15 protein-coding genes and 3 tRNA genes are annotated in these 21,293 nt (G+C 67.1%); 12 read left to right on the top strand and 6 right to left on the bottom strand.

The genetic code is table 11. The features are described 5' to 3' along the window. Positions 1-196: 196 nt before the first annotated feature. The 5 genes from MFF07_RS10320 to MFF07_RS10300 form a co-directional block, all read right to left on the bottom strand. Positions 197-1,267, bottom strand: a complete 1,071-nt coding sequence (locus MFF07_RS10320; RefSeq protein ID WP_238231807.1) for an IS630 family transposase — start codon at positions 1,265-1,267, stop codon at positions 197-199. A gap of 101 nt (positions 1,268-1,368) precedes the next feature. Beyond that, positions 1,369-3,015, bottom strand: a complete 1,647-nt coding sequence (locus tag MFF07_RS10315; protein ID WP_238231805.1) for a DUF6538 domain-containing protein — start codon at positions 3,013-3,015, stop codon at positions 1,369-1,371. A gap of 86 nt (positions 3,016-3,101) precedes the next feature. Further along, positions 3,102-3,177: transfer RNA gene (locus tag MFF07_RS10310), tRNA-Phe, on the bottom strand. A gap of 80 nt (positions 3,178-3,257) precedes the next feature. Then, positions 3,258-3,461, bottom strand: coding sequence for a DNA gyrase inhibitor YacG (locus MFF07_RS10305; protein ID WP_238231802.1), 204 nt, complete (start codon positions 3,459-3,461; stop codon positions 3,258-3,260). Further along, positions 3,458-4,165, bottom strand: coding sequence for a Maf-like protein (locus MFF07_RS10300; protein WP_147816979.1), 708 nt, complete (start codon positions 4,163-4,165; stop codon positions 3,458-3,460). Before MFF07_RS10300 ends, MFF07_RS10305 begins: the two co-directional genes overlap by 4 nt. A gap of 188 nt (positions 4,166-4,353) precedes the next feature. On the opposite strand from MFF07_RS10300, the gene MFF07_RS10295 reads away from it, so the two are divergent. From MFF07_RS10295 to MFF07_RS10245, 11 genes are all read left to right on the top strand, one after another. Next, positions 4,354-4,427 (top strand) — tRNA-Gly (locus MFF07_RS10295). Positions 4,428-4,678: 251 nt separating this feature from the next. Continuing rightward, complete coding sequence (gene aceE, locus MFF07_RS10290; RefSeq protein ID WP_238231800.1) at positions 4,679-7,339, top strand: pyruvate dehydrogenase (acetyl-transferring), homodimeric type; 2,661 nt, start codon at positions 4,679-4,681, stop codon at positions 7,337-7,339. Beyond that, positions 7,308-8,735 carry a dihydrolipoyllysine-residue acetyltransferase gene (gene aceF, locus MFF07_RS10285; protein ID WP_238231844.1) on the top strand — a complete coding sequence of 476 codons (1,428 nt, stop codon included), beginning with the start codon at positions 7,308-7,310 and terminating at the stop codon, positions 8,733-8,735. The genes aceE and aceF overlap by 32 nt, the downstream gene beginning before the upstream one ends. Before the next feature lie 53 nt (positions 8,736-8,788). After that, on the top strand, positions 8,789-10,597 hold the full coding sequence (gene lpdA / locus MFF07_RS10280; RefSeq protein ID WP_238231797.1) for a dihydrolipoyl dehydrogenase: 1,809 nt from the start codon (positions 8,789-8,791) through the stop codon (positions 10,595-10,597). A gap of 349 nt (positions 10,598-10,946) precedes the next feature. Further along, entirely contained in the window at positions 10,947-12,266 is a 1,320-nt protein-coding gene (locus tag MFF07_RS10275) for an MFS transporter (RefSeq protein WP_373322302.1), read from the top strand. A 105-nt stretch (positions 12,267-12,371) separates the two neighbouring features. Next, complete coding sequence (gene cyoA, locus MFF07_RS10270; RefSeq protein WP_238231792.1) at positions 12,372-13,511, top strand: ubiquinol oxidase subunit II; 1,140 nt, start codon at positions 12,372-12,374, stop codon at positions 13,509-13,511. A gap of 55 nt (positions 13,512-13,566) precedes the next feature. Further along, positions 13,567-15,570 carry a cytochrome o ubiquinol oxidase subunit I gene (gene cyoB / locus MFF07_RS10265; protein WP_238231790.1) on the top strand — a complete coding sequence of 668 codons (2,004 nt, stop codon included), beginning with the start codon at positions 13,567-13,569 and terminating at the stop codon, positions 15,568-15,570. 5 nt (positions 15,571-15,575) lie between these two features. Beyond that, the gene (cyoC, locus tag MFF07_RS10260; protein ID WP_238231788.1) at positions 15,576-16,205 is read left to right on the top strand and encodes a cytochrome o ubiquinol oxidase subunit III; all 630 of its coding nucleotides are present in this window, start codon (positions 15,576-15,578) and stop codon (positions 16,203-16,205) included. Then, a complete protein-coding gene (cyoD, locus tag MFF07_RS10255; protein ID WP_238231786.1) occupies positions 16,202-16,585 on the top strand; it encodes a cytochrome o ubiquinol oxidase subunit IV in 384 nt (127 codons plus the stop codon). The genes cyoC and cyoD overlap by 4 nt, the downstream gene beginning before the upstream one ends. 13 nt (positions 16,586-16,598) lie before the next feature. Continuing rightward, entirely contained in the window at positions 16,599-17,357 is a 759-nt protein-coding gene (locus MFF07_RS10250) for an SURF1 family protein (RefSeq protein ID WP_373322301.1), read from the top strand. Between the two features lie 488 nt (positions 17,358-17,845). After that, positions 17,846-18,667, top strand: coding sequence for an SGNH/GDSL hydrolase family protein (locus MFF07_RS10245; protein ID WP_238231784.1), 822 nt, complete (start codon positions 17,846-17,848; stop codon positions 18,665-18,667). Positions 18,668-18,746: 79 nt separating this feature from the next. Here MFF07_RS10245 and MFF07_RS10240 read toward each other — a convergent pair. Next, positions 18,747-18,821 (bottom strand) — tRNA-Val (locus MFF07_RS10240). Positions 18,822-19,039: 218 nt separating this feature from the next. Here MFF07_RS10240 and MFF07_RS10235 point away from each other — a divergent pair. Continuing rightward, positions 19,040-21,259 carry a glycosyltransferase family 2 protein gene (locus MFF07_RS10235; protein ID WP_238231783.1) on the top strand — a complete coding sequence of 740 codons (2,220 nt, stop codon included), beginning with the start codon at positions 19,040-19,042 and terminating at the stop codon, positions 21,257-21,259. The last annotated feature ends 34 nt before the right edge of the window (positions 21,260-21,293 follow it).

Here is a 21,293-nt window from a genome sequence, read left to right as displayed (position 1 = left end):
CGGTCAGCTCCAAATCGCTGACCGCTTGAATCAAAATCCCCAACCTCGGGGAAATCCTCCAAATGACAATACGCCGTAGTTCCAGCTCGCTGGGTCAACGCAACCTTACTAGCTGGGGAGGAGTGGGGACTAAACCCTTCGGCTTCAGGCTAGAATAACGTCCGGTACCCTGGAGGCTACGTGGTAGTGCACTGACTCAGACGGATGGTGCAGGCAGTCGTCGGACGGCGCTGAGGATGGCGTCGGCGGGTTTCGTCCAGCGGAAGGGCCGCGGGCGCTCGTTGTGTTCGGTGATGTAGCGTTTGATGGCGGCTTGCAGGTCGACGATGCCAGTGAAGGTGCCGCGTCGCAGCCGTCTGCGTGAGAGGGCGGAGAAGAAGCCCTCGACGGCGTTGAGCCAGGAGGCTGAGGTCGGGGTGAAGTGGAAGGTCCAGCGCGGATGGCGCGCGAGCCAGGCACGGACTTTCGGGTGCTTGTGGGCCGCGTAGTTGTCGAGGATGGCATGAACCGTCTTGCCGGCTGGGACGGCGGCCTCGACGCTGCTTAGGAAGCGGATGAACTCACCGTTGCGATGGCGCTGCATGCAGCGGCCGAGCACGGTTCCTTTCAGGACGTCGAGCGCGGCAAACAGTGTGGTGGTGCCGTGGCGGGTGTCATCGTGGGTCTGGGCGGCGGGGTGCCCTGAGCCGAGCGGCAGGGCGGGGCGTGTGCGCTCCAGCGCCTGGATCTGGGACTTCTCGTCGATGGAGAGCACGACCGCGTGACGCGGCGGCTCCATGTAGAGGCCGACGATGTCCTCGACCTTCGCGGCGAAGGCGGCGTCGTTCGAGCGCTTGAAGGTGCGCACGCGGTGCGGCTGCAGGCGGTGGGCCTCCCAGATGCGTTGCACGGACCGCAGCGAGATGCCGACCTGTTCGGCCACGGCGCGACCTGCCCAATGCGTGACCTCGCCCGGCGGCTCGGAGCAGGTCAGGGCCAAGACCTCGGCGACGGTGCCGGCCGACAGTGGCTCCTTGCCCGGAGGACGGGTCTTGTCGTGCAGCAGACCCTCGACGCCTTCCTCGGCAAAGCGCTGCTGCCAGCGCCAGACCGCGGGACGACTGGCGCCCGCCCGCCGCGCCACCTCCAGCACCGACAGGCGTTCGGCCGAGAGCAGCACGATCCGGGCACGTTGGAGGTGCTTGAACGGACGAGACCGGTCGCTAGCAATCGCGGTCAGCCGCGCTTGAGCGGTTTCGTCGAGGAGAACACAGACAGTCTGAGCCATCCCCTCAGACTCGCATACCTCACCAAATTGGTGAATCCTCCGTATGCGTCAGTGCAGTAGCATAGTGGTTTGTCCGCAAAATCGGCACACTGCGCAACCAGTCATAAGGCAATCGGGGGCAAGCGCATGATCGCATCGGTCCGCGCTTTAAGCGAGACGCTGCCGTAACGCTCACCAACACTCCTCGCTGACCAGCCGCAGATGGCGTCGATGACGTTGCCCGGCACGCCTGCCTCGGTAGCGACCGTGCGGAAGCGGTGTCGCCAGCTGTGGTTCGGGCTCACCCCAGGATCATCGACATACCGGCGTGCAAATTCGCCGAGCCGATTCTTCACCGCCTGAAGTGGTCCCTCGATTTTGCCCTCGGTACCTGGTACCAGAAACAGCCGTTCATCGCGTGTTCCCTCAACAAAAGCCGGAAAGCCAAGCTCGACGAGTTGCGGGTGCAGTGGCACATCCCGTGCTTGCTTAGTCTTCACTGTCCCGGCCTCCGGCGTGATCTTCAGGACCCAGACCCCCTCGGGATGCCCCGGGACCGCCTCCCGCCGCAGATCCTGACGTCGCATCTGCGCGATTTCACCGACGCGCGCGCCGGTGAAAGCGAGAACCCATGGGATCCAGCGTTTAGCCGCAAAGGTCTGCGGAAGTTCCCTGCCCGGCTTTAGTTGCGATGCCTCTCGTAGAAGCGCACGGGCCTCATCCAGTGTGAACTCGCGCTCGCGTAGTATGGCTTTGGTGACCTTCGCGACCGTCACGCTCTTGGCGGGGTTCTCGGTTAGACGGCCATTGGCGACTCCCCAGCCGAACACCGCTTTCAGGGCAGCCAAGTCGCTGTTTTTGACCGTCGTAGGCGAAAGCAGCTGTCCGTTGCTCTTTCGACTCGCTAGTCGGTGGTCCTTGAAATGACGGACGTCGTCGACTGTGACGCGGTGGGCCTCGTTATGGCCTAGGAAAGCAGAGAATTGCCGAATCGCGTTCGTATATGATTCTCGGGTCGAATCGGATTTGCCAGTCCGTTCGGCCTCCTGCCACCATGCCTCGACGAGCTCAGTTAATCCAACTGCTTTGGTCGATGGTTTCGCTGTGGATACTGCAGCGCGGACGGTCGCCGAGCTGGCTTCGGGCTCGCCGCGCGCGAGGGCAGATAGTGTGAGGCTTGCGCGCTGGACCTGGGCAGCGACGGCTTTGGCAACGCGCAGGCTGCTTGCCTCGTCCGCCTCGATGTCGTGCAGGGCCAGCACCGTCTCGGCCTGATCCCGACACCACGCCTCAAGCTCGCTGACCTTCTCAGCCTGCGCGATATCAAGGATCGCTCGCACAGCGACTCGACCGTCCTCACGGCGCTCGATACGGTTACTCAGCGGGCGCCACAGGTGTCGGTAGAGATCAGTCGACCAATAACGTTGCTGGCTGGGGTTTTCGCGGTGCAGGCCGAGCCAGTGCGCGTACATCCACCCTGCACGCTCGCTCGCTTCGCGTTCGCTCAGGCTACGGGGAACTGTGCAAGCGTCTGCGGCTTCACCTGGAACGTCACTGATTTCGGCACGCCGAAGTTCCGCCCATCGCGCCTCAAGCCGAGCGATGGCTTCGCCATGGCGCTGCTTGGCCTCCAAGGGCTCCCTTGTCTGAAGGCTGAAGTACTCGACTGCACGTCCCACGCGAGCGACGAGGTCACGCGGCACGCGCTTGCGCAGCCAGAAAATGCCGGTCTTGGGATGGCGGGACGGTCGGGACATCGCGAGGACCATGTGCATCACCCGTGTGCATCACTCGAGCGACCCTAACCACATGATTTAACTGAACTTACCTGTGAATCAACCACTTAGAGGTGGAATGGTGCCCAGGGACGGAGTCGAACCGCCGACACTGCGATTTTCAGTCGCATGCTCTACCAACTGAGCTACCTGGGCGAGCGGCGGAGCGGCTAGGGCTCCGCGGCTGGAGCGGCGGTATAGTCAAGCGTCGGAGCGGTGTCTAGCGCCTCCGTGGCTCAATGTGAGCCGTCGGCGTCATGCCCCTCCTCCGGCTCCTCCTCGGGGCCGGGAATGACGTAGCGCTCCCCGAGCCAGCGGCCGAGATCGACGTCCGCGCAACGCTGCGAGCAGAACGGCGCGAAGGCCTCCTGCGCGGGCTTGCGGCAGATCGGACATGGCGCGGCAGCCTTGCGTTTCCCGGAGGCGGTCGCGCCCGTCATGCCGGGGCTCCCCAGCCGCGGCGGACCGGAAAGCCCTCGCCTTCGAGGAGGCTCATGGTCTCGTAGAGCGGCAGGCCGACGACGGCGCTGTGGGAGCCGACGAGCTTGATCACGAAGGCGCCGGCGAGCCCCTGGATGGCGTAGCCGCCGGCCTTGCCGCGCCATTCGCCCGAGCCGAGATAGCCCTCGATCTCGCGGGACGAGAGCCGCTTGAAGCGCACCCGCGCCTCGACCAGGCGCTCGCGCTGGCGGTCCTTCGGCGAGAGGATGCAAACGGCGGTGTAGACCCGGTGCGGGCGCCCCGAGAGCAGCCGGAGGCAGTCGGCCGCCTCGTCGAGGCGCTCGGCCTTGGGCAGCACCCGACGCCCGACGGCGACCACCGTATCGGCAGCGATCAGATAGGCGTCGCGCAGGGTGTCGTTGCGCCGGGCCGCGTCGCGCGCGACTTCGAGCTTGGCCCGGGCGAGGCGGCGGGCGAGTTCGCGCGGCGATTCCGACTTGCGCGGCGTCTCGTCGACGTCGGCCGGCAGCAATGCGTCCGGCTCGATGCCGATCTGCTGCAGCAGCGCGAGGCGGCGCGGCGAGGCCGAGGCGAGCACGAGCTTCGGGACGGCGATTCCGCCCGCGGCTCCCGGCCTCGCGCCCCTCGCGGCATCCGTGGCGGCGGCTGGCTCGGTGGCGGATTGCGTCGTCACGGCGCTCATTCGGGGGTTCGCAGAAGGGGATGGAGGCCCGGCGCCGGAGGGGCCGGGGCGGCGCGGACGCTAGCGGAAACGGGTTGGCATGGAAACGCCGCAACGCCCTCGCGCTCCGTGGACAATCGAAACGGCTCTGCTATGGTTCGCGCCTGCATGAGCCGATGCAGGCGGCCTCCCCCCGGCGGGAGCCCGGCGCGGGCGTAGTTCAGTGGTAGAACGTCAGCTTCCCAAGCTGAATATACGGGTTCGATTCCCGTCGCCCGCTCCAATCGATCGTATTGAGGCAGATCTGTCGCGGATCGCTCCCAGGATTCCACGCGGCAGCCCGATGTCTTCACTTTGCTGTTCGGTCGTGTCCTCGCGCTAACCAGACTTCGAGCGATCCAGGGTCGCGGATCTGTTCGGGCGCACGTGGAAATTCTGCAATCCATCGTGTTGGCGGGCCTCGCATTTCTCCAGTCGCTGCCCTAATCTTTCTCGTAACCCGCTCGTTCGAAGGGGGTGCCAGGGAGAAAACCGATGGAGCGCAGTCGCGACCTTGATCCGGTCGAGACCCGGGAGTGGCTCGATTCGCTGGACGGCGTGCTGGATGTCGAAGGGCCGGACCGGGCGCACTTCCTCATCGGGCAGGTGGTCGAGGAGGCGCGCAAGCGCGGCGCACCGGTCCCGTTCTCGGCGAACACCGCGTATCTCAACACGATTCCCGTCGACAAGCAGGACCCGCATCCCGGCGACCGGGCGATCGAGCATCGCATCCGTTCGGCGATCCGATGGAACGCCATCGCCATCATCCTGCGGGCGAACAAGGACTCGTCGGAACTCGGCGGCCACATCGCGAGCTTCCAGTCCTCGGCGACGCTCTACGACACCGGCTTCATGCATTTCTGGCACGGCGACTCGCCCGAGCGCGGCGGCGACCTGATCTACGTGCAGGGCCACTCCTCGCCCGGCATCTATGCCCGCGCCTTCCTCGAGGGCCGGCTGACCGAGGAGCAGCTTCTCAACTATCGCCAGGAGGTCGACGGCAAGGGGATCTCGTCCTATCCGCATCCCTGGCTGATGCCGGATTTCTGGCAGTTCCCCACCGTCTCGATGGGCCTCGGCCCGCTGATGGCGATCTATCAGGCGCGCTACCTGCGCTACCTGCACCATCGCGGCCACGCGAACACCGACGGCCGCAAGGTCTGGGCCTTCATGGGCGACGGCGAGATGGACGAGCCGGAGAGCCTCGGCGCCATCTCCATGGCCGCGCGCGAAAAACTCGACAACCTCGTCTTCGTCATCAACTGCAACCTGCAGCGCCTCGACGGGCCGGTGCGCGGCAACGGCAAGATCGTCCAGGAGCTCGAGGCCGATTTCCGCGGCGCCGGCTGGAACGTCATCAAGTGCCTGTGGGGCTCGGGCTGGGACGCGCTGCTGGCGCGCGACACCACCGGCATGCTGGCGCGGCTGATGGAGGAATGCGTCGACGGCGAGTACCAGGACTTCAAGTCGAAGAACGGCGCCTACATCCGCGAGCACTTCTTCGGAAAATATCCCGAGACCGCGGCGCTGGTGGCCGACTGGAACGACGACGACATCTTCCGCCTCACCCGCGGCGGCCACGACCCGTCCAAGGTGTTCGCGGCCTACTCGGCTGCCTCCAAGCACAAGGGCCAGCCGACGCTGATCCTCGCCAAGACCGTCAAGGGCTACGGCATGGGCGAGTCGGGCGAAGGCCAGAACATCACCCACCAGCAGAAGAAGATGGGCGAGGCGGTGCTGCGGCAATTCCGCGACCGCTTCCAGATCGATCTCACCGACGCGCAGATCACCGAGATGCCGTTCATCCGCTTCCCCGAAGGGAGCCCGGAGATGAACTATCTCAAGGCCCGGCGCGCGGCCCTCGGCGGCCCGCTGCCGGCACGGCGGCGCAAGTCGATCGACCTGAAGATCCCGCCGCTCTCGGCCTTCAGCGCGCAGCTCAAGGAGACGGCGGGTCGCGAGATCTCGACCACCATGGCCTTCGTGCGGGTACTCAACACGCTGCTGCGCGACAAGAACATCGGCAACCGCATCGTGCCGATCGTGCCCGACGAGAGCCGTACCTTCGGCATGGAGGGCATGTTCCGCCAGTTCGGCATCTTCAGCCAGGTCGGCCAACTCTATCGGCCGGAGGATGCCAACCAGCTGATGTACTACAAGGAGGACGAGAAGGGTCAGATGCTCCAAGAGGGCATCAACGAGCCCGGCGCCATGTCCTCGTGGATCGCGGCGGCGACCTCGTACTCGACCTCAAATGCGCCGACGATCCCGTTCTACATCTACTACTCGATGTTCGGCTTCCAGCGGGTCGGCGACCTCGCCTGGGCGGCGGGCGACAGTCGGGCGCGCGGCTTCCTGATCGGCGGCACCGCCGGGCGCACCACGCTGAACGGCGAAGGGCTGCAGCACGAGGACGGGCACAGCCACCTGTTCTCGGCGACGATCCCGAACTGCGTCTCCTATGACCCGACCTTCTCGTACGAGGTCGCGGTGATCGTGCAGGACGGCCTCAGGCGGATGTTCGCCGAGCAGGAGGACGTCTTCTACTACATCACCGTGATGAACGAGAACTACGAGCACCCCGGCATGCCGGAGGGGGCCGAGGCTGGCATCCTCAAGGGGATGTACCTGTTCCGCGAAGGCAAGGGGAAGACGGGCGGGCCGCGCGTCCAGCTGCTCGGCAGCGGCACCATCCTGCGCGAGGTGATCGCGGCCGCGGAAATCCTGGAGGCGGAGCACGGCGTCTCCGCCGACATCTGGAGCTGCCCGAGCTTTACGGAGCTGCGGCGCGACGCCATGGCCGTGGAGCGCTGGAACCTGCTCCACCCCACCGAGACGCCGAAGACGTCTCACGTCGAGACCTGTCTCGAAGGCCGCAGCGGGCCGGTGATCGCCTCCACCGACTACATGCGGCTCTTCGCCGACCAGATCCGGCCCTACGTGCCCGGCCGCTACCGCGTGCTCGGCACCGACGGCTTCGGCCGCTCGGATTACCGGGTGAAACTGCGCGACTTCTTCGAGGTGGACCGGCGCTGGGTCACGGTGGCGGCCCTGCATAGCCTCGCCGCCGAAGGGACGATCCCGATGACCAAGGTGGCCGAGGCCATCGCGAAATACGGGATCGATCCCGAGAAACCCGGTCCCTGGACCGTGTGACGTCCGCTCCGTCGCCTCGGCGGGCCGCCGGGGCGATCCTCTCGATCGCGCTCAGACATCAGACCAGGGCCCGGCAGAGGCCCGTCGGCTAGGGAGATTGCAAGTGGGTATCGAGGTCAAGATTCCCGACATCGGCGATTTCGCGGACATCCCGGTCATCGAGATCTTCGTGAAGGAAGGCGACACGATCGGGCCGGACGACCCGCTGGTGTCGCTCGAATCCGACAAGGCGACGATGGATGTGCCCTCGCCTCAAGGAGGCGTAGTCGAGAAGATCCTGATCAAGATCGGCGACAAGGTCAGCGAGGGCGCCCCGATCCTGATGCTCAAGGGCGAGGCCGCGACGGCCAAGGGTCCGGCCTCCGCTGCCGCCGACTCCGCCGCGGTCGCCGTCAAGCAGGAGGAGCCGGTCCCCACCGCGTCGGCACCGCCCTCGGGTCCGGTCGCCCAGCCTTCGGCCTCCGGCGCTCCCGATTTCACGAACGTCCATGCCAGCCCTGCGGTGCGGCGCATCGCACGCGAGTTGAGCGTCGACCTCAATGCCGTGAAGGGCACCGGCGAGAAGGGCCGCATCACCAAGGACGACGTGAAGGGCCATCTAACACGCTCGGCTGCCCCCGCTGCCGCCGGCGGCGGCGCGGTCATGGCGTCCGGCGGCATGGGCATCCCCGAGATCCCGGCCGTCGACTTCTCGAAGTTCGGACCGATCGAGACGCGGCCGCTGCCGCGGATCAAGAAGATCTCCGGCCCGCACCTGCACCGGGCCTGGCTCAACGTGCCGCTGGTCACCCACCAGGACGAGTCGGACATCACCGAGACCGACAAGTACCGGAAGGAGCTCGACACGGCCGGCAAGGACAAGGGCTACCGCGTCACGCTGCTGTCCTTCCTGATCAAGGCGGCGGTCTCGGCGCTGCGCCAGCACCCGGAGTTCAATGCCTCGCTGAGCCCGGAGAAGGATGCGCTGATCCTCAAGAAATACTACAATATCGGCGTGGCCGTGGACACGCCGGACGGGCTCGTGGTGCCGGTGGTCAAGGATGTCGACCGGAAGGGCATCGTCGAGATCAGCCGCGATCTGGGCGAGCTTTCGAAGAAGGCCCGCGACGGCAAGCTCGGCGCCTCCGACATGCAGGGCGCGACCTTCACCATCTCGAGCCTCGGCGGCATCGGCGGCACCGCCTTCACGCCGCTGGTCAACGCGCCCGAGGTCGCCATCCTCGGCGTGGTGCGCTCGAAGATGGCACCGGTCTGGGACGGCAGCGAGTTCAAGCCGCGGCTGATGCTGCCGCTCTCGCTGTCCTACGACCACCGCGTCATCGACGGGGCGCTCGCCGCGCGCTTCTCCCGCCACCTCGCCCACACCCTGGAGGACGTCCGCCGCCTCGTCGTCTGACGGGGAGGTACGACCGACGACCGGATCTGGATGACAAGGCGTGAGGTGAGGCCATGAGCAACGACGTCAAACTGCCCGATATCGGCGACTTCAAGAACATCCCGGTGATCGAGGTGATCGTCAGCCCCGGCGACCAGATCTCGGTCGACGACGTGCTGATCGTGCTGGAATCCGACAAGGCGACCATGGACATCCCGTCCCCGGTCGCCGGCACGGTGGCCGAGGTCAAGGTGAAGCCCGGCGACACCGTCACCCAGGGCGACCTGATCCTGGTGATGGCCGAGACCGCGGGAAGCGGGGCCGCCAAGCCTGCGGCGGCCGGCGGCCACGGTGCGGGCGAGGGGCAGGCCGGCTACGGCTCGTCGGCCGCCGGCGCCACCAACGGCGGCGCTCCGGCGAAACCCGCGCCGCAGGCGGCCGCCGCCGTCTCGGGCGAGGACAGCCGCGCCGAGGTTCTCGTGATCGGCGCCGGTCCGGGCGGCTACACCGCCGCCTTCCGCGCAGCCGATCTCGGCAAGAAGGTCGTGCTGGTCGAGCGCTGGCCGACGCTGGGGGGTGTCTGTCTCAACGTCGGCTGCATCCCGTCGAAGGCCCTGCTGCACGCGGCCAAGGTCATCGACGAGACCCATGCCATGGCCGCGCACGGCATCAGCTTCACCGCGCCGCAAATCGACATCGACAAGCTGCGGGAGTGGAAGGACGGCGTGGTCAAGCGCCTGACCGGCGGTCTCGTCGGCCTCGCCAAGCAGCGCAAGGTCACGGTGGTGACCGGCACCGCCCGCTTCGTCAGCCCGCATCAGGTCGAGGTCGAGCACGAGGGCAAGAAGACGGTGATCGGTTTCGACCAGGCGATCATCGCGGCTGGCTCCGAGCCGATCCAGATGCCGTTCATCCCGCACGACGACCCGCGGGTGATCGACTCCACCGGCGCGCTCGAACTCGACGGCATCCCCGGCCGCATGCTGGTGATCGGCGGCGGCATCATCGGGCTCGAGATGGCGACGGTCTACCATGCGCTCGGCGCCAAGGTGACGATCGTCGAGCTGATGGACCAGATCATCCCCGGCGCCGACAAGGATCTCGTCACGCCGCTGATGAAGCGGATCCAGAAGCAGTACGAGGCGATCCACCTCAAGGCCAAGGTGACGAACGTCGAGGCGACGCCGGAGGGTCTGAAGGTGACGTTCGAGGGTGGCACCGCGCCGCCCACCGACACCTTCGACAAGATCCTGGTCTCGGTCGGCCGCCGCCCGAACGGCAAGCTGATCGCGGCCGAGGCGGCCGGTGTCGTCGTCGACGAGCGCGGCTTCGTGCCCGTCGACCGGCAGATGCGCACCAACGTGCCGCACATCTTCGCCATCGGCGACATCGTCGGTCAGCCGATGCTGGCCCACAAGGCGACGCACGAGGCCAAGGTCGCGGCCGAGACGGCGTCGGGCAAGAACAGCTTCTTCGACGCGAAGGTGATTCCCTCCGTGGCCTATACCGACCCGGAGGTGGCCTGGGTCGGGCTCACCGAGAACGAGGCCAAGGCCAAGGGCATCAAGGTCGGCAAGGGCGTGTTTCCCTGGGCCGCCTCGGGCCGTTCGCTGGCGCTCGGGCGCGACGAGGGCCTGACCAAGGTGCTGTTCGACGAGGCCACGGACCGCATCCTCGGCTGCGGCATCGTCGGGCCTTCGGCGGGCGACCTGATCGCGGAAGCCGCGCTCGCCATCGAGATGGGGGCCGACGCCGAGGATATCGGTCTGACCATCCATCCGCATCCGACTCTGTCGGAGACGGTGGGCCTCGCGGCCGAAGCCTTCGAGGGGACGATCACCGACCTCTACATGCCGAAGAAGCCGCATCCGCGCCCGGCCTGAGCCGCTCGGCGGCACCGCGGAGACGGGCCGGCGTAGCGCGACCCGACGGCGGGTCGTTCTCTCGCCGGTCCGTGGCCGGCGATCGCCTGTTCGCGATCCGTCGCGATCACGGCTCGGCCGATCGAGGCCCCAGCCCCTCCGGCCGAGCCGACCTGTCCTGTTGGATTAAACGTCTACGGCCGGCTGAACTTGCCGCACCGCACCGATGGTCGCTGTGGCACTGCGGTAAGCGCATCCCCCTTTTGCCGGTACTGCCCATTGCGCTAGGTAGAGCGATGCCGCAGGAGGCGGTGCCTTCCGCACCTCCCATCGAGCAAGTCGGTCGCCCGCGATGACTCCCGAACCCTCCATGGCCCACTCCGCCGCGCTCGAGCGCGACGCCCAGCAGGCCCACAAGGACCACAAGGTCGCGCCGGGCGAGATCGCCATCGGCGTCGTGATCGGCCGGACGTCGGAATATTTCGACTTCTTCGTCTTCGGCATCGCCTCGGTCCTGGTGTTTCCGAAGGTGTTCTTCTCCTTCGAGCCCGACCAGCTCACCGCGACGCTCTATTCCTTCGCCGTCTTCGCCCTGGCCTTCGTCGCCCGCCCGGTCGGCACGGTGATCTTCATGGCCGTCGACCGGAAGCACGGGCGCAGCGTCAAGCTGACCACCGCCCTGTTCCTGCTCGGCGGTTCGACGGCGGCGATCAGCTTCCTGCCGAGCTATGCCAGCATCGGCTATGCCTCGATCTGGCTGCTCGCGGGCTTGCGCATCTCGCAGGGTTTGGCGCTCGCCGGCGCCTGGGACGGCATGGCCTCCCTGCTCGCCCTGAACGCCCCGCGCGAACGCCGCGGCTGGTACGCGATGATCCCGCAGCTCGGCGCCCCGTTCGGGTTCATGGTGGCGAGCGCGCTGTTCTCGTTCTTCCTCGTCAACCTCTCCACCGAGGACTTCCTCGACTGGGGCTGGCGCTTCCCGTTCTATTGCGCCTTCACCATCAACGTCGTCGCGCTGTTCGCCCGCCTGAGCCTCGTCGCCTCCGACGAGTTCAGGGCGCTGATGGAGAAGCGCTCGCTGGAGCCGGTACCGGTCTTCGAGCTCCTGCGCCGCCACGCCCTCGACGTCTGGATCGGCGCCTTCGTCCCGCTGGCCGCCTTCGCGCTGTTCCACCTGGTGACGATCTTCCCGATCAGCTGGCTGACGCTCTACACGGACCGTCCGGCCGGCGAGTTCCTGATCGTGCAGTTCTCCGGAGCCATCGTCTGCGCCGGCGCGATCTGCGCCTCGGGCCTGATCGCCGACCAGATCGGACGCCGCAACACGCTGCTGCTCTCGGCCGGCCTGATCGCAATGTTCGCCATGGGCAGCATCATCGCTCCGCTGATCTTCGGCGAGAGCGCCATCGGCCAGACCATGTACGTCACGGTCGGCTTCATGATCCTCGGCCTCGCTTACGGCCAGACCGCAGGCGCCGTCACCGCGCGGCTCGGATCGCGCTACCGCTACACCGGCGCGGCGCTGACCTCGGATCTCGCCTGGATGTTCGGTGCGGGCTTCGCTCCGCTGGTGGTGCTGTTCCTGGCGAGCCGTTACGGGCTCGCCATGGTCGGCCTCTACCTGCTGTCGGGCGCCGCCGCGACCCTGCTGGCGCTGTTCCTCGACAAGTCCGAGATGCGCCAGATGTGATCGACCGCGTCATCGGGGCGGCGCCGTCGTGCCGTCCCCATCGCCGATAGGAAGCGCCGCTTCGGCACGCGGCAGAGAAATGGGTCGAGTCCCGTGACCATCGCCATGCCAATCCCCTCCCCGGCGCGCAGAGCTGCCTGCCGGCTCCTGCAGGGCCTCGCCCTGCCGCCGCTGTTCCTGCTGCTGTCGGGCTGCAACCTCGTGGTGATGCAGCCGTCGGGCGACGTCGCCCTGCAGCAGCGCAACCTCGTCCTGGCCTCGACCGGGCTGATGCTGCTGATCATCGTGCCGGTGATCGCGCTGACGCTGTTCTTCGCCTGGCGGTACCGCGCCTCCAACGAGACCGCGCCCTACGATCCGGACTGGAACCACTCGACCCAGCTCGAGGTGGTGATCTGGACTGCGCCGCTGCTCATCATCATCGCGCTTGGCGCCCTGACCTGGATCAGCACGCACACCCTCGACCCGTTCCGGCCCCTCGGCCGGATCGACGCGACGCGGCCGGTGCCGGCGGATGCCAAGCCCCTCGTCGTCGAGGTGGTGGCGCTCGATTGGAAGTGGCTGTTCGTCTATCCCGAATACGGCATCGCCACGGTCAACGAGCTCGCCGCCCCGGTCGACAGGCCGATCACCTTCAAGATCACCGCCAGCTCGGTGATGAACGCCTTCTACGTCCCCGCGCTCGCCGGCATGATCTACGCGATGCCCGGCATGGAGACGAAGCTCCACGCGGTCATCAACAAGGAAGGCGTCTATGACGGCCTCGCGTCGCATTACAGCGGCAGCGGCTTCTCGCGGATGACCTTCAAGTTCCACGGGATGAAGCCGGATGGCTTCGACGCCTGGGTCGCGAAGGCCAAGGACAAGGGCGCCGACCTCAACCGCGAATCCTATCTCGAGCTCGAGAAGCCGAGCGAGGCCGTGGCCCCGCGCTTCTACAAGTCCGTGGCCGACGACCTCTACACCGCGATCCTGAACATGTGCGCGATGCCCGGCCGGATGTGCATGAGCGAGATGATGCACATCGACGCCACGGGCGGCGCCGGCAAGGAGAGCCACGGCAACCGTGAGCGGCTTCAGTACGACAACCGCCGGATCGAGCAGGGCGACGAGCCGAACGGCGCGACGGCCCCGGCCGCCGGCCGGGCGCCGCGCTCCGAGGGGGCTCCCAACCAGGAGGGCTCGCCGGAGAACAAGAAGGCCCCGCCGACCAGCTCCGACGACCTGCAACGCCACCATCACTAGACCCGCGCCGGCGAGACCGCGCCCCCGTCACCGAATTCCTTGAGCAGCCGATCCCATGTTGTCAGACCCGGATCTCCAGAAGCTGATCTTCGGACGCTTCAGTCTCGAAGACATCCCGTTCCACGAGCCGATCCTGCAAGTCACCTTCGCAGGCGTGGCCGTGGTCGGCCTCGCCGTGCTCGGCGTCATCACCTACTACCGCTTCTGGGGTCCCCTTTGGCGGGACTGGGTCACGAGCGTCGATCACAAGAAGATCGGCATCATGTACATCATCCTGGCCTTCGTCATGCTGCTGCGCGGCTTCGCCGACGCGCTGCTGATGCGGGCCCAGCAATCCATCGCCTTCGGCGCGAATGACGGCTTCCTGCCGCCGCACCATTACGACCAGATCTTCTCCGCCCACGGCGTGATCATGATCTTCTTCGTGGCGATGCCCTTCGTCACCGGCATGATGAACTACGTCGTGCCGCTGCAGATCGGCGCCCGCGACGTCGCCTTCCCGTTCCTGAACAACTTCTCGTTCTGGATGACGGTCTCGGGCGCGATCACGATCATGATCTCGCTGTTCGTCGGCGAGTTCTCCCGCGCCACCTGGCTCGCCTATCCGCCGCTCTCGGGGGCCGACATGAGCCCAGGGGTGGGCGTCGACTACTACATCTGGGGCCTGCAGATCGCGGGCATCGGCACGACCCTGTCGGGCATCAACCTGATCGCGACCATCGTGAAGATGCGCGCGCCGGGCATGAGCATGATGAAGCTGCCGATCTTCGTCTGGACCTCGCTCTGCACCAACGTGCTGATCACCGCCGCCTTCCCGATCCTGACCGCCGTCCTGACCCTGCTGTCGCTCGACCGCTACATCGGCACGCACTTCTTCACGAACGACCTCGGCGGCAACCCGATGATGTACTTCAACCTCATCTGGATCTGGGGTCACCCGGAGGTCTACATCCTCGTGCTGCCGGCCTTCGGCATCTTCTCGGAGGTGACCGCGACCTTCTCCGGCAAGCGCCTGTTCGGCTACGTGTCGATGGTCTACGCGACGGTGGTCATCACCATCCTCTCGTACCTCGTCTGGCTGCACCACTTCTTCACGATGGGCTCGGGCGCCTCCGTGAACTCGTTCTTCGGCATCACGACGATGATCATCTCGATCCCGACGGGGGCGAAGATCTTCAACTGGCTGTTCACGATGTATCGCGGCCGGATCCGGTTCGACGTGCCGATGCTGTGGACCCTGAGCTTCATGGTGACCTTCACCATCGGCGGCATGACCGGCGTGCTGCTCGCCGTGCCGCCTGCCGACTTCGTGCTCCACAACTCGTTGTTCCTGATCGCGCATTTCCACAACGTGATCATCGGCGGCGTGCTGTTCGGCATGTTCGCCGGCGTGAACTACTGGTTCCCCAAGGCCTTCGGCTTCAAGCTCGACGAGTTCTGGGGCAAGGTCTCGTTCTGGTTCTGGACAGTGGGCTTCTACGTTGCCTTCATGCCGCTCTACGTGCTCGGCCTGATGGGTGTCACCCGCCGCTCGCAGCACTTCGACGACCCGTCGCTCCAGGTCTGGTTCGTGATCGCGGCCTTCGGCGCCGTGCTGATCGCGGTCGGCATCGCCGCCATGATCATGCAGTTCACGGTCTCGATCCGGAACCGCGAGAAGCTGCGCGACCTCACCGGCGATCCGTGGGGCGGCCGCACCCTCGAATGGTCGACCTCCTCGCCTCCGCCCGACTACAACTTCGCCTTCCAGCCGCGGGTGCACGACCTCGATGCCTGGGACGACATGAAGCGGCGCGGCTACGAGCGTCCGCTCGACGGCTTCCAGCCGATCCACATGCCGCGGAACACCGGCACCGGGGCCGTCATCGCTGCCCTGAGCGTGGCGTTCTCCTTCGCCATGATCTGGTACATGTGGTGGCTGGCGGCCCTGACCTTCGTCGCCATGATCGCCGCCGCGATCATCCACACCTTCAACTACAACCGCGACTTCGACATCCCGGCCGACACCGTGGTGCGGACCGAGAACGAACGGACGTCGATGCTCGCGGTACGGGCCTGACAGCGATGGCGACGCAAGCTCACACCACCGCCTCCGGCGCGAAGGTCCCGGTCTTCTACGAGCGGGACGAACATGCCCACGAGCCCAGCACCATGCTGGGCTTCTGGATCTACCTGATGAGCGATTGCCTCATCTTCACGGTCCTGTTCGCCACCTATGCCGTGCTCGGCCGCAACTACGCGGCCGGGCCCTCCCCCGTCGACCTGTTCGACCTCAAGCTCGTCGCGCTCAACACCGCGATGCTGCTGTTCTCCTCCATCACCTACGGCTTCGCGATGCTGGAGATGGAGAAGGACAAGCTCCGGACGATGCAGCTCTGGCTGGTCGTCACAGGCCTGTTCGGCGCGGCCTTCATCGGGATCGAGCTCTACGAGTTCTCGCACCTGATCCACGAGGGCGCGACGCCGCAGCGTTCGGCCTTCCTGTCGTCGTTCTTCGCGCTCGTCGGCACGCACGGCCTGCACGTCACCTTCGGCATCGTCTGGCTGATCGTGCTGCTGATCCAGACCGCCAACCGCGGCCTGATCCCCGAGAACAAGCGCCGGCTGATGTGCCTGTCGATGTTCTGGCACTTCCTCGACGTCGTCTGGATCGGCGTGTTCACCTTCGTCTACCTGATGGGAGTCCTGCAATGAGCGCCGCCAGCGAAGCAGGCCACCACGACCATTCCGAGGGCGGCCAAGCCCACGGCAGCGTCAAGAGCTACGTGACCGGGTTCGTTCTGTCGGTGATCCTGACGGCGATTCCGTTCTGGCTCGTCATGGGCAAGGTGCTGCCGAACGTCGTCTGGACCACGATCATCGTGCTCGCGCTCGCCGTGGTGCAGATCGTCGTCCACATGGTCTACTTCCTCCACATGAACACGAAGTCCGAGGGCGGCTGGACCATCCTCGCGCTGATCTTCACCGTGACCCTGGTGGTGATCACCCTGACCGGCTCGATCTGGGTCATGCATCACCTCAACACCAACATGATGCCGATGTCCCCGCACGATTTGCTGCACCATCAGCCCTGAACCGGTGCCGGACGTGAGCGCGCCGGGCGCGGCCGACGGCCCGCCGGCGCGCCGCTCCCTCGGCACGCTCTTCGCGATCAATCTCGTCGGGCTGATTGTCGTCTCGGTCCTGCTCGGCCTCGGCGTCTGGCAGGTGCAGCGCCGGGCCTGGAAGCTCGACCTGATCGCCCGCGTCGAGGCGCGCGTCCATGCCGAGCCCGGCCCCGCGCCGGGGCCCGAGGCGTGGCCGGCCGTCAGCGCCGAGGCCGACGCCTATCGCCGCCTGCGCCTGACGGGCACCTTTCAGTACGACCGCACCAGCCTCGTCCAGGCCCTGACCGAATTCGGCGGCGGCTTCTGGGTGCTGACGCCGCTGCAATCCGAGGCCGGCTTCACGGTGCTGGTCAATCGCGGCTTCGTGCCCTCCGACCGTCGCGACCTGGCCGACCGGGCGGAGCCGGCAGGTCCCGTGACCCTGACCGGCCTCCTGCGCGTGACCGAGCCCGGTGGCGCGTTCCTGCGCTCCAACGATCCCGCCGCCGACCGCTGGTACTCGCGCGACGTCGCCGCCATCGCGGGGGCGCGCGGGCTGACCGGGGTGGCGCCGTACTTCGTCGACGCGGATGCGGGGCCCGATCCCGGCCGGCTGCCGGTCGGCGGCCTGACGGTCGTCGCCTTCCCCAACAGCCACCTCGTCTACGCGCTGACCTGGTTCGTGCTCGCCGCGATGAGCGCCGGGGCGCTCGTCTATCTCGATCGGGAGGCATTCCGGGAGCGCCGCAGGGCCGCGTGACGCGGACCGGACCATGCCTCCCGGGGACAGGCCTTCGCCCGTCATTGCGAGCCGAAGGCGAAGCAATCCAGGGCCAACGCGCCGACGTTGCGTGTGTGGCCCTGGATTGCTTCGGTGCTCGCAAAGACGAGGTTGGGTCGATCGCTTTGGCCGGAAACCGTATCCATTCCGGCATCACTGCTTAGTCCACATTATTCTTAATGCATTTTTATTGCTCGCGTTCGACGTTTCGCGTATTTCCAAGCCACACGGCCGGTCGAATCGATCAAGCTTTCGTCAAGGCTCCTGTCTAGAAAGACGAGTGCGACGAAGCAGAACGACGGCACGCCGGACTCGTCTCGAAGACGATTGGCGACAGACTGCGCCGGAGACTGTGCAGACGACGGCACCGGCTCCGTAATAGTCCCTTCGCCGCAGGCATCAACATCCGGCTGGGAAGACCCGGCGGATGGTCGACGGGGGGGGCGGACGTGGCGCGTGGATTATCTGTGAGGAGGCTCGGCCCGTCCGGTGCCCGTGGGCGGATCTGGGGGACCCTCCTCCTCCTCGGCCTCAGCCTGTCCTCCACGGCGGTGCTGGCCTATGCCGACCTCCTGCCCGAGACTTTCGACCTCGGCGTGTTCGACTTCGATTCCTTCCACGACGACGGCTTGCCGCACGTGGCCCGGCAGCTGGCGCTCGGCGCGCCGCTGCGCATCGTGGCCTTCGGCTCGTCCTCGACGCAGGGCGTCGGCGCCAGCACGCCGGCCGCCGCCTATCCCGCCCGCCTCGAAGCCGCGCTGAAGCGCGCCCTGCCCCGGCTCGGCGGCGGCGTCACCGTGCTCAATCGCGGCATCGGCGGAGAAGCCGTCGACGAGATGCTGGCCCGGCTCGACCGCGACGTGATCGGCGAGCATCCCGACCTCGTGATCTGGCAGACCGGCAGCAACGACGCCCTGCGCGACGTTCCCCTCGATCATTTTCGCGACGCGACGCTGAGCGCCGTGCGCCGCATCCGCGAGGCCGGCATCGACGTGGTGCTGATGGAGCCGCAATGGTGCCCGCGCTTCGACGCGACGCCGGGCGCCTATCGCTTCCGCGACGCCGTCCGCGCGGTCGGCGAGGCCCTCGAGGTTCCGGTGATTCGCCGCTCGACCCTGATGCGCGACTGGATCGGCCAGGCGCGGCTCACCCATTCCGAGCTCTTCTCCGCCGACGGCCTCCACATGGCCGACCGTGGCTATGAACTGCTCGCCCAGGCGGCCGCCGACGACCTGCTGCGCGGCGCCGCCGCGGTGAAGACCGCCGAACTCGGTCCGCTCGCGGATTGAGGTTCGAGCCACGCCGCAGGATACGAAAAAGGGCCCGGAAAGGGACCCCGTATCGTCACCCGCTGCGGTGGAGGCGGAATGGTGGGCGCGACAGGGATCGAACCTGTGACCCCTTCCATGTCAAGGAAGTGCTCTCCCGCTGAGCTACGCACCCGACCTGGGTCGAAGACCCTGGCGAGGCCGCGGCTATAACCTCTGCCGCACGGCTGTGCAAGCGATGGATCGCCCGGTTTTTCGCGGAATCGACATCGGGCGCCGGGGAACCTGCACCGCCCGCGAAAATCGGGTATCTCCCGCCGCCATGCTGGACATGCGGATTCCTCCCCTCGCGGATCGCAGCGCTCGCGCGGCAAACCGCCGCCCGGCGCGCCGATGATGGATGTCGCCGGCACGCCGCCGGCACCCTCCCGCACCCCGCCGCGTACCCTGCCCCGCGCGCAGCTTCGCCGTCGGCTCGGTCTCGCCGCCGAACTCCCGGTTGCACCGAACGCGGAAGGCGCGGCAGGGCTTCGGCTCGACCTTGCCGGAGTCCGGCTCGGCGGCGCCTGGGTCACCCTGTCCTGGCGGGATGCCGGCAGCGGCGGCGTGGCGCGCATCCTGGTCAACATCCTGTCGCACGGCGCGGCAGGTACCGGGACTATCCACGTCACCGAGGCGGCGACCGGCGGCGACCGCTTCGCCTGGACCGGCCGCCTGCCAGAATCCGCCACCGCGCTGCGCTTCACGGCCCTGTCGCGGGACGCGGAATTCGCCCTCGACGACATCGCGATCCGCCGCCACGGCCGCCCTGCCCTGCTCTGGCGCGCGGCCCTCCGCCAGCCGGACCTCGCCGGAAAAGCCTTGTTCTGGAGGCTTTTGCGCAAGCGCGTGCGGGCCCGGGGGATGATCGCCCGCGCCCTCGGCAATCGCGGCGAGACCTCCTACGCCGCCTGGATCAAGCGCTTCGACACGTTGACGAATTTCGACCGGGACCGCATTCGCGCAGACGCGGCCTCCTGGGAGGCGCCCCCGCTGATCTCCGTGCTGATGCCGGTCTACGATCCGGCTCCCAAGGTGCTGGAGGCGGCGCTCAACTCCTTGCAATCGCAGCTCTATCCGCATTGGGAGCTCTGCGTCGTCGACGACGCCTCGACCGATCCGGCGATCCCGCGTCTGCTGGCGCAGGCCGCCGGCCGCGACCCGCGCATCACGGTGAGACGGCGGGGCGAGAACGGCCATATCGCGCGGGCCACCAACGACGCTCTGTCAATGGCTTCAGGCACTTACGCGGCGTTCCTCGACCATGACGACATTCTGGCCGAGAGTGCTTTCTACGAGGTCGCCCGGGCGATCCGCTCCGATCCGGCCCTCGATCTGATCTACAGCGACGAGGATAAGATCGACGGCCGCGGAAGGCGGTTCGAGCCGCACTTCAAGTCGGACTTCAACCGAGAATTACTCTACGGACAGAACTACTTGAACCATCTTACGGTCGTCCGGACCGCGCGCCTCAGGGCGCTTGGCGGCCTGCGTCCGGGCTTCGAGGGTAGCCAGGACCACGACCTGCTCCTGCGCCTCACCGCCGGACTGCCCGCCGCGCGCGTCCGCCACATCCCGAAGGTGCTCTATCATTGGCGCGCCGCCGGCGGTTCGGGCACCTTCTCGGACAGGGCCCTGGCCGCCGCCGAGGCGGCCCGCCTCCAGGCGCTGGCCGAAATCGCCGCGCCGATGGGCGCCACGGCGGCCCGCGGCCCGCGCGGCTTCAACCGCCTCGTCCGCCCCTTGCGCGAGCCCCCCCTCGTCTCCGTCGTCATCCCAACCCGAGACCGCGCCGAACTCGTCGCCACAGTGCTCGACGGCCTGTTCGCGGCGACCGACTACCCCCGCCTCGACGTGATCGTCGTCGACAACGACAGCCGCGAGCCGCAGACCGCCGCCCTGCTCGCAAGGCATATGCAGGATCCCCGCTTTCGGGTCCTGCCGGTGCCGGGCGCCTTCAATTTTTCGGACCTCTGTAATCGAGGCGCCGAGGCGGCGCGCGGCGATATGCTGCTCTTCCTCAACAACGACGTCGAGGTGATCGAGCCGGGCTGGCTGACGGAACTGGTCTCGATCGCCCTGGATCAGAGCATCGGCGCGGTCGGCGCCAAGCTGCTTTATCCGGACGGCACCCTGCAGCACGGAGGCATCGTCCTCGGCATCGGCGGCGTCGCCGGCCACAGCCATCTCGGGCTGCCGGCGGAGGACCCCGGCTATTTCGAGCGTATGGTGCTGTCGCAGGAAGTCTCGGCCGTCACCGGCGCCTGCCTCGCCATGCGCCGGTCGGTATTTTCCGAAGTGGGCGGTTTCGATGCGAAGCACCTGAAGGTCGCCTTCAACGACGTCGACCTCTGCCTGCGGGTGCGCGAGGCCGGTTATCGCATCGTCTGGACGCCGCATGCGCGGCTGATCCACCACGAATCGAAGAGCCGCGGATCCGAGGATAGTCCGGAGAAGCGCGCGCGCTTCGAGTCGGAATGTCGGGTGATGCGCGAGCGCTGGGAGCCGCTTCTGCGCGCCGACCCCTACTACAATCCGAACCTGTCCCGCGTCGCCGCGCATTTCCGGCTCTGATGCCCGGCACCGCGTCAGGTCGTCGTCGGCGCTT

This window comes from Methylobacterium thuringiense (assembly GCF_022179645.1).
Taxonomy (GTDB): domain Bacteria; phylum Pseudomonadota; class Alphaproteobacteria; order Rhizobiales; family Beijerinckiaceae; genus Methylobacterium; species Methylobacterium thuringiense.
Note: the sequence above shows the minus strand (reverse complement) of the source record. Positions and strands in the feature narration are given on the sequence as shown.

Coding starts and splice junctions, on each gene's coding strand:
- MFF07_RS10235 (WP_238231783.1), top strand. CDS start 19,040: ATGATGGATGTCGCCGGCACGCCGCCGGCACCCTCCCGCACCCCGCCG.
- cyoC (WP_238231788.1), top strand. CDS start 15,576: ATGGCGACGCAAGCTCACACCACCGCCTCCGGCGCGAAGGTCCCGGTC.
- aceE (WP_238231800.1), top strand. CDS start 4,679: ATGGAGCGCAGTCGCGACCTTGATCCGGTCGAGACCCGGGAGTGGCTC.
- cyoB (WP_238231790.1), top strand. CDS start 13,567: ATGTTGTCAGACCCGGATCTCCAGAAGCTGATCTTCGGACGCTTCAGT.
- MFF07_RS10320 (WP_238231807.1), bottom strand. CDS start 1,267: ATGGCTCAGACTGTCTGTGTTCTCCTCGACGAAACCGCTCAAGCGCGG.
- MFF07_RS10315 (WP_238231805.1), bottom strand. CDS start 3,015: ATGGTCCTCGCGATGTCCCGACCGTCCCGCCATCCCAAGACCGGCATT.
- MFF07_RS10275 (WP_373322302.1), top strand. CDS start 10,947: ATGGCCCACTCCGCCGCGCTCGAGCGCGACGCCCAGCAGGCCCACAAG.
- MFF07_RS10305 (WP_238231802.1), bottom strand. CDS start 3,461: ATGACGGGCGCGACCGCCTCCGGGAAACGCAAGGCTGCCGCGCCATGT.
- cyoA (WP_238231792.1), top strand. CDS start 12,372: ATGCCAATCCCCTCCCCGGCGCGCAGAGCTGCCTGCCGGCTCCTGCAG.
- lpdA (WP_238231797.1), top strand. CDS start 8,789: ATGAGCAACGACGTCAAACTGCCCGATATCGGCGACTTCAAGAACATC.
- cyoD (WP_238231786.1), top strand. CDS start 16,202: ATGAGCGCCGCCAGCGAAGCAGGCCACCACGACCATTCCGAGGGCGGC.
- MFF07_RS10300 (WP_147816979.1), bottom strand. CDS start 4,165: ATGAGCGCCGTGACGACGCAATCCGCCACCGAGCCAGCCGCCGCCACG.